The organism is Pedococcus sp. 5OH_020 (genome assembly GCF_027812955.1).
In the GTDB taxonomy this organism is placed as follows: domain Bacteria; phylum Actinomycetota; class Actinomycetes; order Actinomycetales; family Dermatophilaceae; genus Pedococcus.
Genome location: NZ_JAPYZV010000010.1, coordinates 67,725 through 82,920 on the forward strand (window position 1 = coordinate 67,725; position 15,196 = coordinate 82,920).

12 protein-coding genes are annotated in these 15,196 nt (G+C 69.0%); 5 read left to right on the plus strand and 7 right to left on the minus strand.

Annotation, left to right across the window (positions count from 1 at the left end):
* Positions 1 to 95: 95 nt before the first annotated feature.
* The 6 genes from PHA84_RS17440 to PHA84_RS17465 are packed head-to-tail and all read right to left on the minus strand — an operon-like array spanning position 96 to position 6,664.
* Positions 96 to 1,268 (minus strand): nucleotide sugar dehydrogenase, encoded by a 1,173-nt coding sequence (locus tag PHA84_RS17440; protein ID WP_270889414.1) that lies wholly within the window; start codon positions 1,266 to 1,268, stop codon positions 96 to 98.
* Complete coding sequence (whiA, locus tag PHA84_RS17445) at positions 1,265 to 2,245, minus strand: DNA-binding protein WhiA (protein ID WP_270889415.1); 981 nt, start codon at positions 2,243 to 2,245, stop codon at positions 1,265 to 1,267. The genes PHA84_RS17440 and whiA overlap by 4 nt, the downstream gene beginning before the upstream one ends.
* A gap of 51 nt (positions 2,246 to 2,296) precedes the next feature.
* Complete coding sequence (locus tag PHA84_RS17450) at positions 2,297 to 3,235, minus strand: gluconeogenesis factor YvcK family protein (RefSeq protein ID WP_270889416.1); 939 nt, start codon at positions 3,233 to 3,235, stop codon at positions 2,297 to 2,299.
* Positions 3,232 to 4,173, minus strand: a complete 942-nt coding sequence (rapZ, locus tag PHA84_RS17455) for an RNase adapter RapZ (RefSeq protein WP_442952929.1) — start codon at positions 4,171 to 4,173, stop codon at positions 3,232 to 3,234. Before rapZ ends, PHA84_RS17450 begins: the two co-directional genes overlap by 4 nt.
* Before the next feature lie 2 nt (positions 4,174 to 4,175).
* The gene (gene uvrC, locus PHA84_RS17460) at positions 4,176 to 6,155 is read right to left on the minus strand and encodes an excinuclease ABC subunit UvrC (RefSeq protein ID WP_270889418.1); all 1,980 of its coding nucleotides are present in this window, start codon (positions 6,153 to 6,155) and stop codon (positions 4,176 to 4,178) included.
* Between the two features lie 59 nt (positions 6,156 to 6,214).
* On the minus strand, positions 6,215 to 6,664 hold the full coding sequence (locus tag PHA84_RS17465) for a Rieske (2Fe-2S) protein (protein ID WP_270889419.1): 450 nt from the start codon (positions 6,662 to 6,664) through the stop codon (positions 6,215 to 6,217).
* A 269-nt stretch (positions 6,665 to 6,933) separates the two neighbouring features.
* Between PHA84_RS17465 and PHA84_RS17470 the strand changes: the two genes are divergently transcribed.
* From PHA84_RS17470 to PHA84_RS17490, 5 genes are all read left to right on the plus strand, one after another.
* On the plus strand, positions 6,934 to 8,067 hold the full coding sequence (locus PHA84_RS17470; protein WP_270889420.1) for a branched-chain amino acid ABC transporter substrate-binding protein: 1,134 nt from the start codon (positions 6,934 to 6,936) through the stop codon (positions 8,065 to 8,067).
* Positions 8,068 to 8,185: 118 nt separating this feature from the next.
* The gene (locus PHA84_RS17475; protein WP_270889421.1) at positions 8,186 to 9,169 is read left to right on the plus strand and encodes a branched-chain amino acid ABC transporter permease; all 984 of its coding nucleotides are present in this window, start codon (positions 8,186 to 8,188) and stop codon (positions 9,167 to 9,169) included.
* Positions 9,166 to 10,293, plus strand: a complete 1,128-nt coding sequence (locus PHA84_RS17480; RefSeq protein WP_270889422.1) for a branched-chain amino acid ABC transporter permease — start codon at positions 9,166 to 9,168, stop codon at positions 10,291 to 10,293. Before PHA84_RS17475 ends, PHA84_RS17480 begins: the two co-directional genes overlap by 4 nt.
* Complete coding sequence (locus PHA84_RS17485; RefSeq protein ID WP_270889423.1) at positions 10,286 to 11,179, plus strand: ABC transporter ATP-binding protein; 894 nt, start codon at positions 10,286 to 10,288, stop codon at positions 11,177 to 11,179. The genes PHA84_RS17480 and PHA84_RS17485 overlap by 8 nt, the downstream gene beginning before the upstream one ends.
* Positions 11,169 to 11,888, plus strand: a complete 720-nt coding sequence (locus tag PHA84_RS17490) for an ABC transporter ATP-binding protein (protein WP_270889424.1) — start codon at positions 11,169 to 11,171, stop codon at positions 11,886 to 11,888. The genes PHA84_RS17485 and PHA84_RS17490 overlap by 11 nt, the downstream gene beginning before the upstream one ends.
* Positions 11,889 to 11,948: 60 nt before the next feature.
* Here PHA84_RS17490 and uvrA read toward each other — a convergent pair whose 3' ends face one another.
* Positions 11,949 to 15,161, minus strand: coding sequence for an excinuclease ABC subunit UvrA (gene uvrA, locus PHA84_RS17495; protein WP_270889425.1), 3,213 nt, complete (start codon positions 15,159 to 15,161; stop codon positions 11,949 to 11,951).
* Positions 15,162 to 15,196 lie beyond the last annotated feature (35 nt).

A 15,196-nucleotide genomic window follows, 5' to 3' on the forward strand; every position in this document is an offset into this window, starting at 1 on the left:
CGCTGCGGCGGCGGAGTCGTTCGCCGTCGAGCCTATTCGATGGCCGGACCGCGGCGACACCGTGGTCCGGTGTACGGCCCGGTAACCCGCAGCCGCTACTGGTCCCCGCCGAACAGGTCGCGCGTGTAGACCTTCTCCACGACGTCCGCCAGCTCCGGCACCATCCGGTTGGCCACGATCACGTCGGAGCAGGCCTTGAACTCGGAGAGGTCACGGACGACGCGTGAACCGAAGAAGTGCTCCGCCGAGATCCCCGGCTCGTAGACCACCACCTCGACGCCCTTGGCCTTGATCCGCTTCATGATTCCCTGGACGCTGCTCGCCCGGAAGTTGTCCGACTGCGCCTTCATGATGAGCCGGTGGATGCCGACCACCTTGGGACGCCTGCGGAGGATGTCGGTCGCGACGAAGTCCTTCCGCGTCGTGTTGGCGTTGACGATCGCCTCGATGAGGTTCTGCGGGACGTTCTGGTAGTTGGCCAGCAGCTGCTTGGTGTCCTTGGGCAGGCAGTAGCCGCCATAGCCGAAGGAGGGGTTGTTGTAGAACTGCCCGACGCGGGGGTCAAGCCCCACCCCGTCGATGATCTGCCGGCTGTCCAGCCCATGCGTCACCGCGAAGGTGTCGAGCTCGTTGAAGAAGGCGACGCGCATGGCCAGGAACGTGTTGGCAAACAGCTTGATGGCCTCCGCCTCGGTGCTGTCGGTCAGCAGGACGGGGACGTCGTCCTGCACGGCCGCCTCGGCCAACAGCCCGGCGAAGACCGCGGCCCGCTCGCTGCGCTCCCCCACCACGATGCGGGACGGGTGCAAGAGGTCCCAGAGCGCCTTGCCCTCCCGGAGGAACTCCGGGCTGAAGATGACCGTGTCGAGCCCCAGCCGCGCCGACAGGTCGCGCGTGAAGCCCACCGGCACCGTCGACTTGATCACCATGACGGCATCAGGGCTGTGCCCGTTGACGTCCTTCACGACGCTCTCGACCGTGGACGTGTCGAAGTAGTTCGTCTCCGGGTCGTAGTCCGTGGGGGTGGCGATGACGACGAACTCGGCCCCGTCGTACGCCTCGGCCGGGTCGGTGGTGAAGGACAGCCGGAGCTGCCCTGCCGCCAGGAGACCCTCGATGTCCGGGTCCACGATGGGGCTGCGACCCTCACGCAGCGCCGCCACCCGCGCTTCGTCGATGTCGAGGGCCACGACCTCGTGCCGCTGGGACAGCAGGACGGCGATCGACAGTCCTACGTAGCCCGTACCGACGACGGTGACCCTCCTCATGCGTCGAGCATGTCGGGGGTGAGGTTCGCGTCGGTGCCCGGGATTCCGAGGTCCTGGGCCCGCTTGTCCGCCATCGCGAGGAGCCGTCGGATCCGGCCTGCGACAGCGTCCTTCGTCATGGGCGGCTGGGCGAGCTGGCCGAGCTCCTCCAGGGAGGCCTGCTTGTGCTCCAGCCGGAGGGCACCGGCCTCCCGCAGGTGGTCCGGGATCTCCTCGCCCAGGATCTCCATCGCACGATGGACCCTGGCTCCCGCCGCCACGGCCGCGCGTGCCGAGCGGCGCAGGTTGGCGTCGTCGAAGTTGGCCAGTCGGTTCGCCGTGGCCCGCACCTCGCGGCGCATCCGGCGCTCCTCCCAGGCGAGCACAGCCTCGTGCGCCCCCAGCCGGGTGAGCATGGCGCCGATGGCGTCGCCGTCGCGGATGACCACCCGGTCCACGCCGCGTACCTCGCGGGCCTTCGCCTGGATGCCGAGGCGGCGAGCCGCGCCCACCAGTGCGAGCGCGGCCTCGGGGCCGGGACAGGTCACCTCGAGCGCGGACGACCGGCCCGGCTCGGTCAGCGAGCCGTGCGCAAGGAACGCCCCACGCCACGCCGCCTCGGCGTCGCAGGCGGAGGCGCTGACGACCTTCGGGGGCAGACCGCGGACCGGACGGCCACGGGCGTCGATGAGGCCGGTCTGCCTGGCCAGCGCCTCGCCGTCCTGGACCACCCTGACGACGTACCGGCTCCCCTTGCGCAGCCCGCCGGCCGCCAGCACCAGGACCTCGCTCGGGTGCCCGTAGAGATCGCCGATGCTCTTGCGGAGCCGTCGGGCGGCGTTGGCCGTGTCGAGCTCGGCCTCGACGACGATGCGACCCCCGACGATGTGCAGCCCGCCGGCGAACCGCAGGGTGGCCGCCACCTCGGACTTGCGGCAGCAGGTCTTAGTGACGTCGAGTCTGCTCAGCTCGTCCTTGACTCTCGCCGTCATCGCCATGCCGTCATCCTGCCATCTCGCGTCGTCGCCTTGCCGGGCCCGTCGGGTCCGTCATGAGCCGAAGAGGTCACGGTATGCCGCAGCGAGCCGCAGCGTGTCATGGTGGCCGGGGGCTCCCCGCTTGGCCACGGCCGAGATGACCAGCTCCGCTCCCAGCCGCGAGGCGGCCGCCCGCAGCCCGGGCTCGTCGTCCACGGCGCCAGGGTCGGCGAGCACCACGTCGAGGCGGAGCCGGGGGGCGTGGTCCGCCAGGACCTCCACCTGGCTCGCCGCCGTGAAGCCTGCCGTCTCGCCGGAGCTCTCCAGGTTCAGGGTGAGCACCCGGCGCGCCGAGGTGTCGTGCAGGGCGTCGCGAAGCGCGGGGACCATGAGATGCGGCATCACGGACGTGAACCATGAACCGGGCCCCAGGATCACCCAGTCCGCGTCCCGGACCGCTGCGACGGTGGCCGCAGCCGCCGGAGGGTCCGACGGCTCCAGGGCGATGCTGCGCACCGTCCCGCGGGTGGTCGCCACGGCGACTTGGCCGCGCACTGTGGCGACAGCGTCCGGCTCCTCGGGGTCGACCCCCTGCACCCGTGCCGTGATCTCGAGCGGCACGGCGGCCATCGGCAGCACCCGCCCACGGCAGTTCAGCAGGCGGCCGACGAGGTCCAGGCCGGTCACCGGGTCGTGGTGCAGGTCCCACAGCGCGGCGATGAGGAGGTTTCCGAGGGCGTGGCCGGCCAGCGGCCCGTCACCCCGGAAGCGATGTTGAAGCACGTCACGCCAGGTGTGGCCCCATTCGGTGTCGTCGCACAGAGCGGTCAGTGCCATCCGCAGGTCGCCGGGGGGCAGCACGTCGAACTCGTCGCGCAGGCGGCCGGAGGAGCCACCGTTGTCGGCGACCGTCACGACGGCCGTGATGTCGTCGCAGACGAGCTTCAGGGCCTCCAGGGACGCGGCGAGCCCATGCCCGCCACCCAGGGCGACGACCGCGGGTCCGCTCACTCCTGCCCCAGGTCGCGATGCACGACGAAGGTGGCGACGTCGGCACTGGTGAGCCGGTCGCGCAGCGCCTCGGCGACGGCCACGGACCGGTGCTTCCCACCGGTGCAGCCGACGGCGAGGGTGGCATAGCGCCGCCCCTCGCGGACGTACCCGTGGGTGACGGGTGCCATGAGGTCGATGACCCGGTCGACGAACTCGGGGGCGCCCTCCTGTCCCAGGACGTAGTCGGCAACGGCCTTGTCCTGTCCGGTGAAGGGACGCAGCTCGGGGATCCAGAACGGGTTGGGCAGGAAGCGGAGGTCGAAGACGAAGTCCGAGTCCAGCGGCACACCGTACTTGAAGCCGAAGGACATCACGGCGATCCGCACCTTGGGCCCCCGGCTGCCGGCGAAGACGGAGTGCACCTTCTTGGCGAGCTGGTGGACGTTGAGCCCGGACGTGTCGATCACGACGTCCGCACCGGAGCGCAGGTCCGCGAGCAGCTCGCGCTCACGCAGGATGCCGTCCAGCAGCCGGCCCTCCCCCTGAAGGGGGTGGGGTCGCCGCACCGACTCGAAGCGTCGTACGAGGGCCTCGTCGGTGGCGTCGAGGAACACGAGGTTGGGATGCCACCCGGATACCCGGAGCTGGTCGACCGCCGTCTGCAGGTGGGCGAAGAAGCCGCGAGCGCGCACGTCGACCACCGCCGCGAGCCGGGGCAGCTCGTCACTGCGGGCCGACTCCGTCGCGAGCTCGGCCAGAGACACCAGCAGATGGGGTGGCAGGTTGTCCACCACGTACCAGCCGGAGTCCTCGAGCACGTTGGCCGCCGTGGAGCGGCCGGCCCCGCTCATCCCGGTGACGATGACCAGCTCAGTGTGCCGGTCCCCGCTCTGCGGCGTACTGCTCACTGCGCTGCCCCCTGCGGGTCGAAGGTGGTCCTGGTCCTCACCTGCCATCGTCAGCCGTCACCCTCGGCATCGACGATCTCACCGGTCATGAGGTTCACGGCCGGCGCTGCGGTGTCCGTCTTGCCCAACTCTGCCGCAATGGTCGCGGCCAGCGCAGGCCCGATCCCGGAAACGGACCGAAGGTCCTCGACCTCGGCCGCCCTCAGGCGCTTCACGGAGCCGAAGTGGCGCAGCAGCGCCTTCTTGCGGGTCTCGCCCAGGCCGGGGATGCCGTCGAGCGCGCTGGCCGTCATCGCCTTCGACCTGCGCTGCCGGTGGAAGGTGATGGCGAACCGGTGCGCCTCGTCCCGCACGCGCTGCAGGAGGTACAGTCCCTCGCTCGTGCGCGGGAGGATCACTGGGTAGTCATGGCCGGGCACCCAGACCTCCTCCAGCCGCTTCGCCAGCCCGACCACCGCGACGTCGTCGATCCCCAGTGCCGTAAGCGCCGACTGGGCTGCGTTGACCTGCGGGAGCCCACCGTCCACCACGACCAGGTTCGGGGGGTACGCGAACTTCTTCGGCCGCCCGGTGTCGGGGTCGATGCGCTCCGGACCGGCTTCGGGGTCCATTCCCAGCTCGACGTCGGAGGCGACGTCGCGCTCCTCCAGGTAGCGCTGGAACCGGCGCGTGAGCACCTCGTCCATGGCAGCCGTGTCGTCGACGTCCTCCCCACGGATGACGAAGCGGCGGTACTCGGACTTGCGCGCCAGCCCGTCCTCGAAGACCACCATCGAGCCCACCACCTGGGACCCCTGGATGTGGCTGATGTCGTAGCACTCGATGCGCAGCGGCGCGTCCGCGAGGTCGAGAGTGGCCTGCAGCTCTTGGAGGGCCTGGCTGCGCGCCGTCAGGTCGCCGGCCCGCGCGAGCTTGTGCCGGGCGAGCGACTGCTCGGCGTTGCGCCGCACGGTCTCCAGAAGGGTCCGCTTGTCGCCGCGCTGCGGGACCCTCAGGTCCACCGAGGACCCCCGCAGGGATGCCAGCCACGCGGACACCGCGTCCGGGTCCTCCGGAAGAACCGGGACGAGCACCTCCCGCGGGACGCCCTCACCGGACTCCCCGCCATACACCTGCTGCAGCAGGTGTCCCACGATCTCCGGCACGGACTCCGCGTCCATCTCGGCCACCCAGCCGCGCTGTCCGCGCACCCGGCCCCCGCGCACGTGGAAGACCTGCACGGCGACCTCGAGCTCGTCGTCCGCGAGGGCGAAGACGTCGGCGTCCGTGCCGTCGCCCAGGACGACGGCAGACTTCTCCAAGGCCTTGCGCAGGGCCCCGAGGTCGTCGCGCAGCCGCGCGGCCTGCTCGAACTCCAGCGCCTGCGAGGCGGCGGCCATGTCGCGCTCCAGCCGCTTGACGAAGCGGGTCGTGTTCCCGGCCATGAAGTCGCAGAAGTCCTCGGCGATGGCCCGGTGCTCCTCGGCGCTCACCCGGCCGACGCAGGGTGCGGAGCACTTGTCGATGTAGCCGAGCAGGCAGGGCCGGCCGACCTGGGCGGCCCGCTTGAACACGCCCGAGGAGCAGGTCCGCACCGGGAAGACCCTGAGCAGCAGGTCGAGGGTCTCCCGGATCGCCCAGGCGTGGGCGTAGGGACCGAAGTAGCGGGTGCCCTTCCGCTTGGCACCGCGCATCACCTGGGCCCGGGGGAACTCGTCCCCGAGCGTCACCGCCAGGTACGGATAGGACTTGTCGTCGCGGTACTTGACGTTGAACCGAGGGTCGAACTCCTTGATCCAGGAGTACTCCAGCTGAAGCGCCTCCACCTCGGTGGAGACGACCGTCCACTCGACGCTGGCCGCGGTGGTGACCATGGTCGCGGTCCGGGGGTGCAGCTGGGCCAGATCCTGGAAGTACGACGAGAGCCTCGGCCGCAGTGACTTCGCCTTGCCGACATAGATGACGCGCTTCGCCTTGTCCCGGAACCGGTAGACCCCTGGGTCCACGGGGATCTCCCCTGGAGCGGGTCGGTAGGTCGAGGGGTCAGCCACGCCTCCACTCTATGAAGTGCCACCGACTCTGTGGCGAGGCGGGGAGGCACCTGGCGGCGTCAGGTGACCTTGATGCCGTCGCCGCTGACGCTCACCTTCTTCTCGGGCAGTGGCGCGGTGGCCGGACCGTTCTTCACCGCGCCGGTGGTGATGTCGTACTTGCTGCCGTGACAGGCGCAGTTGATCGTGCCGCCCGCGACGTCGCTGACCACGCAGGCCTGATGCGTGCACACGGCGCTGAACGCCTTGAAGTCTCCTGAGGTGGGCTGCGTGACGACGACCTTCGCGTCGGCGAAGACCTTGCCGCCACCCACCGGGATGCTGGTCTTGGAGATGGCGTCCTTGACCGCGCCGGCCACCGCGTCCGAGGCGGACCCGGCGACGCCTGCCGCGTCCTGGCCGGAGCCGCACCCGGCGAGGGCAGCGGCGCCGAGGCCGGCGAGCCCCGCCGTGCCCAGCACCGTGCGCCGGCTCGGGCCGGTGGTCCGGAGGTCTTCTGCGTGGGTCATGCGGTTCCTTTCGGTGAGCGGCCGCCGGGGGACGGACCGGTGACGAGTATGCAGGTCAGAACTGTGTGAAAGCCGAGGCGTGCCCAAAGGTTCACCGCCGGGGTCCGATTAACACAACTTTTGTTGCCTGTGAAGAGGTAACGACACGATCACGCATGTGTGCGATGTCCCCCCACCGGTTGTGAACGGCGGCATAGTCTGCACACACCCCACCCGGGGTAACCGTGGGCTCGGTGCCCGCGAGCCCCAACGTGACTTCAGGAGGAGTCTTGCGTTCCGTCTTCAAGATTGGCGCGCCGCTCGTGGCGGCTGCCCTCGCGCTGAGTGCCTGTGGTGGCACCACCAACGACGCCGGTTCCAGCGGCGGCGGCAAGGCGTGCGACCTCAAGATCGGCTTCTTCGGCGCCCTCACCGGTGACGCCGCCAACCTCGGCATCAACATCAAGAACGGTGCCGAGCTCGCCGTCAGCCAGTACAACGAGAAGAACGCCGACTGCAAGGTCACGCTCACCTCGTTCGACAGCCAGGGCGACCCTGCCATCGCGCCCGGCCTCGCCCAGAAGGCCGTCGCCGACAAGAAGCTCGTCGGCATCGTCGGACCTGCCTTCTCGGGTGAGTCCAAGGCTGCGGACCCCATCTTCGACAAGGCCGGCCTCAACATCATCTCCGCGTCGGCCACCAACCCGGCCCTGTCGGAGAACGGCTGGAAGACCTTCCACCGCATCCTGGGCAACGACGCCACCCAGGGCCCCGCCGCGGCGAAGTACATCAAGGAGATCCTCAAGGCCCCCAAGGCGTACGTCGTCGACGACTCGTCGGAGTACGGCAAGGGCCTGGCCGACATCGTCCGCAAGGACCTCGGCAGCATGGTGGCCGGGAGCGACGCCATCCAGCAGAAGCAGACGGACTTCTCCGGCACCGTCACCAAGGTGACCGCCTCCAAGGCGCCGGCCATCTTCTTCGGTGGCTACTACGCCGAGGCTGCGCTCCTGGTGAAGCAGCTCCGCGCTGCCGGCTACAACGGAACCTTCGTGGCCGCGGACGGCGTCAAGGACGACGGCTTCATCAAGGCCGCCGGCTCCGCCTCCGAGGGCGCCATCGTCACCTGCCCGTGCCTGCCCCCGGACAAGGCCCCGGAGTTCGCCACCGCCTACAAGAAGGCGTACAGCTCGGACCCCGCGACGTACTCCGCGGAGGCGTACGACGCGGCGAACGTCTTCCTCGCCGCCATCAAGGCGGGCAAGACGTCCTCGGCCGACATGACGTCGTTCATCGGCTCCTACTCTCAGCAGGGCGTCACCAAGAACGTCAAGTTCGACGCCAAGGGCGAGCCCGCCGAGGTCTCCGTCTGGGCCTACAAGGTCAAGGGCGGGAAGATCGTGCCGGATCAGGAAATCAAGTAACAGCTGTTGTGGTAGCGGCCAGGGCTGACCCATTGGGCGGTCCTGGCCGCTACCGTGTTCTCGTCCGGACGCGGACCGAGCCGGCACGCCGCGGCCGTCCACCACACACGGAGGTCTGATGGATCTTCTACTCACCCACTTCTGGGAGCTGACGATCACGGGGCTGGCCATCGGGGCCGTCTACTCGCTCGTCGCCCTGGGGTACACGCTGGTCTACGGCGTGCTGCGCCTGATCAACTTCGCGCACTCCGAGGTCTTCATGTGGGGCAGCTTCGCGGCCGTCTGGGTCCTCATGGCGGCCGGCGCCGGCAAGGCCTCGGGGCTGGGGCTGGCCGGCTACCTCATCCTCGGGCTCGTGGCCGCGATGGCGGTCTCCGCGATCGTGGCCCTGCTCCTGGAGTTCGTGGCCTACCGGCCGCTGCGCAAGCGGAACTCCCCACCGCTCATCGCGCTCATCTCGGCGATCGGGGCCTCCTTCACGCTGTCCGAGCTCATGGGCCTGCGCGACAAGCCGCTGAAGTGGTTCAACGCCAGCGGGCTGCAGGACTACCTCGGCCGCCCGCGGGAGAACCTGCCCTTCCCGCTGCAGGTGGAGACGAAGCGGCTCTTCTACGTCTTCAACTACCACGTCAGCAACATCGACGTCATCGTCCTGGTGTCCGCCATCGTGATGATGGTCATCCTCGACCAGTTCATCAAGCGGTCCCGCCTCGGCCGCGGCATCCGCGCAGTGGCGCAGGACCCGGAGGCGGCCGCGCTCATGGGCGTCAACCGTGACCGCGTCATCCGCCTCACCTTCCTCATCGGCGGCCTCATGGCGGGGGCCGCGGCGATGATGTACCTGCTCAAGATCGGCGTCACCCGGTACAACGCGGGGTTCATCCTCGGCGTCAAGGCCTTCACCGCCGCGGTGCTCGGCGGCATCGGCAACCTGCGGGGCGCGCTGCTGGGCGGGTTCATCCTCGGCGTGGCCGAGAACTACGGGTCCGCGTTGTTCGGGTCGAACTGGAAGGACGTCGTCGCGTTCGTCCTGCTCGTCGTCATCCTCCTGTTCCGTCCCACCGGCCTGCTCGGCGAATCTCTCGGGAAGGCACGCGCATGAGCACTGTCTCCACCACCCTGCATCGCGTCGGCGACCGGTTCAGGTCGCTCCCCCGCCCTGCGAAGCTCGCGCTCGCGGTCCTAGCCGTCCTCCTGGTGTACCTGCTGCCCATCATCAACCCGCCGCTCATCACGACGACGGACTCCGACTTCGGCGCCGTGCTGTTCTCCTGCGCGATGTACGCACTGGTGGCGATCGGGCTGAACATCGTGATCGGGTATGCCGGGCTGCTCGACCTCGGCTATATCGGCTTCTTCGCCGTGGGCGCCTTCACCGTCGGCGTCCTCGGCTCGCAGCACGGCAAGCTGCCGCTGCTGCTCTGCATCCCGGCTGCCATGGCGGTGACGATGGTCTCCGGCGTGCTGCTCGGGGCCCCGACCCTGCGGGTCCGCGGCGACTACCTGGCCATCGTCACCCTCGGCTTCGGCGAGATCATCCGACTGGTGCTCGTCAACACGAACTGGCTGGGGGCCTCCCGCGGCATCTCGAACATCCCCTCGCCGCCAAGCATCGACCTCTTCGGCGTGCCGCACCTGGTCTGGAACGGGGCGGTGGCCAGTATCGACCTGGGCAACGAGACCCGGTTCCTGCAGTTCAGCGTCACCGACTCCATCCCGTTCTACTGGCTGACCCTGACCATCGTGCTGGTCGTGCTCTTCCTCGACTGGCTCATGCAGAACTCCCGCGTGGGTCGGGCCTGGGAGGCGACCCGCGAGGACGAGGACGCCGCCGAGCTGATGGGCGTCCCCACCTTCCGCTTCAAGCTGCTCGCCTTCGCGACCGGGGCGGCCATCGGTGGGCTCTCCGGGGCGTTGTTCGCGACCAAGCAGGCGTTCATCAACCCGGACAACTTCACCATCATCTACTCCGTGCTCTTCGTGGCCATGGTCGTCGTGGGTGGCCAGGGCAACCGGTGGGGCGTCGTCCTCGCGGCCGCGCTGCTCACCTGGGCTCCGGAGAAGTTCCGGTTCCTGTCCGACGCGCGCTTCCTGCTCTTCGGCATGGCGCTCATGGCCCTGGCCATCTTCCGGCCCCAGGGCCTGCTGCCGCCACGACGTACCGTCCGGGCGAAGCAGGCGGACGAGGAGACAGAGGTTCTCGAGGAAGGAGTGGCTCATGCCTGAGTCGACGTCCACAGGTGGTGCGACCGGGGCCCAGGTGGTCGCGCCGGAGCCGACCGAGTCGGTGCCCGACACGTCGGTCGACATCACCGTGGAGGAGCTGGTCGACCTCCCTCGCGGCAAGATGCTCGAGGTCGACGACGTGACCCTCCGGTTCGGCGGTGTCAAGGCCCTCGACGGGGTGTCCTTCCACATCAACACGGGAGAGATCCTCGGCCTGATCGGCCCCAACGGAGCCGGCAAGACCACCTGCTTCAACGTCATGACGGGCGTGTACCAGCCGACGTCCGGGGCGGTGCGCTTCATGGGCGACCCGCTGGGCAAGCGCCAGAAGTTCCAGATCACCAAGCTGGGGATCGCCCGAACCTTCCAGAACATCCGCCTGTTCCACAACATGACCGCGCTGGAGAATGTGCTGGTCGGCGCCGACGCGCATCACTCCACCGGCATGGTGTCGGCCCTCCTGCGCCTGCCGAAGCACCGCGCCGAGGAGTCCGAGGGCCTTGACCGGGCATTCGAGCTGCTGAAGTTCATGGGCCTCGACCGACGGGCCAACGAGCTGGCCCGCAACCTGCCCTACGGTGACCAGCGTCGGCTCGAGATCGCCCGCGCCCTCGCCACGAACCCCAAGCTGCTCTGCCTGGACGAGCCCGCGGCGGGCTTCAACCCCGCGGAGAAGGTCCGGCTGATGGAGCTGATCCAGACCATCCGTGACCAGGGCTACACCGTGCTGCTCATCGAGCACGACATGAAGCTCGTCATGGGCGTCACCGACCGGATCGTCGTCCTGGAGTTCGGCAAGAAGATCGCCGAGGGCCTCCCGTCGGAGATCCAGGACAACCCCGCCGTCATCGCGGCCTACCTGGGAGTTGACGAAGATGCTTCTTGAGGTCGACGAGCTCTGCGTCAACTACGGCCGCATCGAGGCGATCCGCAACATCTCCTTCACCGTGCGCGAGGGCGAGGTCGTCACCCTGATCGGCGCCAACGGTGCGGGAAAGACGACCACCATGAAGACCGTGTCGGGACTGCGGCCGGTGCGTCAGGGCACGGTGCGGTTCCAGGGCGAGGACATCACCTCCATGCCGGCGCACGAGCGCCCGGTCCTGGGCATCGCCCAGTCCCCGGAAGGCCGCGGTTGCTTCGTCGGCATGACCGTCATCGAGAACCTGGACATGGGCGCCTACGCGCGCCCCGACCGGAAGTCACCGAGGATCAACGAGGACCGGGACCGCGTCTTCGGGCTCTTCCCGCGCCTGGCGGAACGGCGTAGCCAGGTCGCCGGCACGATGTCCGGCGGGGAGCAGCAGATGCTGGCGATCGGCCGCGCGCTGATGGCGAACCCGAAGCTGCTCCTCCTGGACGAGCCGTCGATGGGGCTTGCGCCCAAGCTGATCCAGCAGATCTTCGACATCATCACCGAGATCAACGAGCAGGGCACCACGGTGCTCCTCGTCGAGCAGAACGCGGCTCAGGCGCTGAAGCGCGCCCACCGGGCCTACATCCTCGAGACCGGGGAGATCGTCCGGGAGGGCACCGGCGACGAGCTGGCCAACGACCCCGCCGTCAAGGCGTCGTACCTCGGTGGAGACGTCTGAGGGGAGTGCTCTGCGCACGGCAGGCGGCGGCACCCGGGAGCATCTCCCGGGTGCCGCCGCTCACTTCGTAGCGGCCTTGGTAGCAGCTGTCTTCGTAGCAGCGGCCTTGGTAGCAGCGGTCTTCGCGCCCGTCGTCTTGGTGGTAGTGGGCCTCTTGGCAGCAGGCGTCGTGCTCCCTGTGTTCTTGGTAGCCGTGTTCTTCGTTGCAGCCGTCTTAGTGGCAGCCGTCTTGGTAGCACCCGTCGTCGTGGCCGTCGACCTGGCGGCAGCGGGCGTCCTGGCGGCGGTCGCCGTGGCCCGACGCGTGGGGCCTGCCGCCGCCGCAGTCCGCTTGCTACCGGTCAGCCGCTGCGGCGTGCGAGCGCTCTTGGCCAGGACCGGCGCGAGGAACCGCCCGGTGTGGCTCTCCTCGACCTGGGCGACGTTCTCAGGTGTCCCCTCAGCGACCACCCGGCCACCGGCGTGACCACCCTCGGGGCCCATGTCGACGATCCAGTCGGCGTTCTTGATGACGTCGAGGTTGTGCTCGATGACGATTACCGTGTTCCCCTTGTCCACGAGGCCCTGGAGCACCTCGAGCAGCCTGCGGATGTCCTCGAAGTGCAGCCCGGTCGTCGGCTCGTCCAGCACGTAGATCGTCCGTCCGGTGGAGCGCTTCTGCAGCTCGGAGGCCAGCTTGACGCGCTGCGCCTCACCGCCTGAGAGGGTCGGAGCCGGCTGTCCGAGTCGGACATAGCCGAGACCGACGTCGTTCAGGGTCTTCATGTGCCGGGAGATGGCAGGAACGGCGGCGAAGAAGTCGGCGGCCTCCTCGATCGGCATGTCGAGGACGTCTGCGATGGTCCTGCCCTTGAAGTGCACCTCCAGCGTCTCGCGGTTGTAGCGGGCTCCGTGACAGACCTCGCACGGCACGTAGACGTCGGGCAGGAAGTTCATCTCGATCTTGATCGTGCCGTCACCGGAGCAGGCGTCACAGCGACCGCCCTTGACGTTGAACGAGAAGCGCCCGGGCTGGTAGCCCCGGATCTTCGCCTCCGTCGTCGTGGCGAACAGCTTGCGGATGGCGTCGAAGACCCCGGTGTATGTGGCGGGGTTGGAGCGCGGGGTGCGCCCGATGGGGCTCTGGTCGACGTGGACGACCTTGTCGAGGTTCTCCAGACCCTTGACGGTCTTGTGGCGTCCCGGCACATGGCGGGCCCCGTTGAGCTTGTTGGCCAGGACGTTGTAGAGGATGTCGTTGACCAGGGTCGACTTGCCCGAGCCCGAGACCCCCGTGACCGCCACGAGGTTGCCCAGGGGGAACGAGACGTCGACGCCGTGCAGGTTGTGCTCGCGAGCTCCGACGACGGAGACGGACCTGCCGCGCTCCTGCGGCCGGCGGGTCTGCGGCGTCGGGATCTCCAGGCGCCCGGACAGGTACTTGCCTGTCATGGAGTCGGGGTGGTCGAGCAGGCCCTGCACGGGACCCGAGTGGACCACCATGCCGCCGTGCTCCCCCGCCCCAGGACCGATGTCCACGACCCAGTCCGCCGTCGCGATGGTGTCCTCGTCGTGCTCGACCACGATCAGCGTGTTGCCGAGGTCGCGCAGGCGGGTCAGCGTCTCGATGAGCCGGTGGTTGTCGCGCTGGTGCAGGCCGATGCTGGGCTCGTCGAGCACGTAGAGGACCCCGACAAGGCCCGACCCGATCTGCGTCGCGAGCCGGATCCGCTGGGCCTCACCGCCGGACAGCGTGCCTGCCGGGCGGTCGAGTGACAGGTAGTCCAGCCCGACGTCGAGGAGGAAGCCCAGGCGGGCGTCGATCTCCTTGATCACCCGCTCGGCGATCTGCTGTTCCCGCGGTGTGAAGTCCACCTCCTTGAGGAACTTCGCGCAGTCGGCGATGGCCAGGGCGCAGATCCCCGAGATGCTGTGGCCTCCGATGGTCACGGCCAGGGACTCCGGCTTGAGCCGAGCACCCTTGCACTGCGGGCACGGCACCTCCCGCATGAACCCCTCGTACCGCTCGCGGCTCCACTCGGAGTCGGTCTCGGCGTGTCGCCGTCTGACGAACGGCACGACACCCTCGAACCCCGTGGTGTACGAGCGCTCGCGGCCGTACCGGTTCCGGTAGCGGACGTGCACCTTGTAGTTCTGTCCGTGCAGCAGGGCCTCCTTGGCTCGCGCCGGCAGGGCGTGCCATGGGGTGTCCATGGAGAACTTGAGATCCTCACCGAGGGCGGTCATGACCCGCTGGAAGTACTCCGCGGACCCGCTCCCCTGGGCCCACGGCGCTATGGCGCCCTCGTTGAGGCTGAGGTCCTCGTCGGGGACGAGCAGCTCGGGGTCGACCTCCAGCTCGGTGCCCAGCCCCGTGCACTTCGGGCAGGCGCCGAAGGGACTGTTGAACGAGAAGGACCGCGGCTCCACGTCGTCCATGGACAGCGGGTGGTCGTTGGGGCAGGCCATCCGCTCGGAGAACCGACGTTCTCGCTCCGGGTCGTCGGCCTCCCTGTCGACGAACTCCACGACCAGGACGCCGCCCGCCAGGCCGAGGGCGGTCTCCACCGAGTCGGTCAGCCGCCTCTTGGCGCCGGTGTCGCCGCCCTTGGCCACCAGGCGGTCGACGACCACGTCGATCGTGTGCTTGACCTGCTTCTCGAGCTTCGGCGGCTCGGTGAGCGAGACGACCTGACCGTCCACCCGGGCTCGGGAGAAACCCTTGCTCTGCAGCTCACCGAACAGGTCGACGTACTCTCCCTTGCGGGCCCGCACGACCGGCGCGAGGACCTGGAACCTGGTCCGCTCCGGAAGCTCGAGGAGCCGGTCGACGATCTGCTGGGGGCTCTGCCGGGTGATGGGCTCGCCGCACACGGGGCAGTGCGGCCGGCCGGCGCGCGCGAAGAGCAGCCGGAGGTAGTCGTAGACCTCCGTGATGGTCCCGACCGTGGAGCGTGGGTTGCGGTTCGTCGACTTCTGGTCGATGGAGACGGCGGGTGACAGGCCTTCGATGAAGTCGACGTCCGGCTTGTCCATCTGGCCCAGGAACTGCCGCGCGTATGCCGACAGGGACTCCACGTACCGGCGCTGCCCCTCCGCGAAGATCGTGTCGAACGCCAGGGACGACTTTCCCGAGCCCGAAAGGCCCGTGAACACGATCATCGAGTCACGGGGCAGCTCGACCGAGACGTCCCTGAGGTTGTGCTCACGGGCACCACGGACGACGAGCTGGTCGTGGTGGGAGCGGGCGGCGGCGGGCGGACGGGTGAAGGGCACTGCGGTCACGCGCATCATGCTAGGTGGCTGCACTGACAGGTCCCACATCAGCG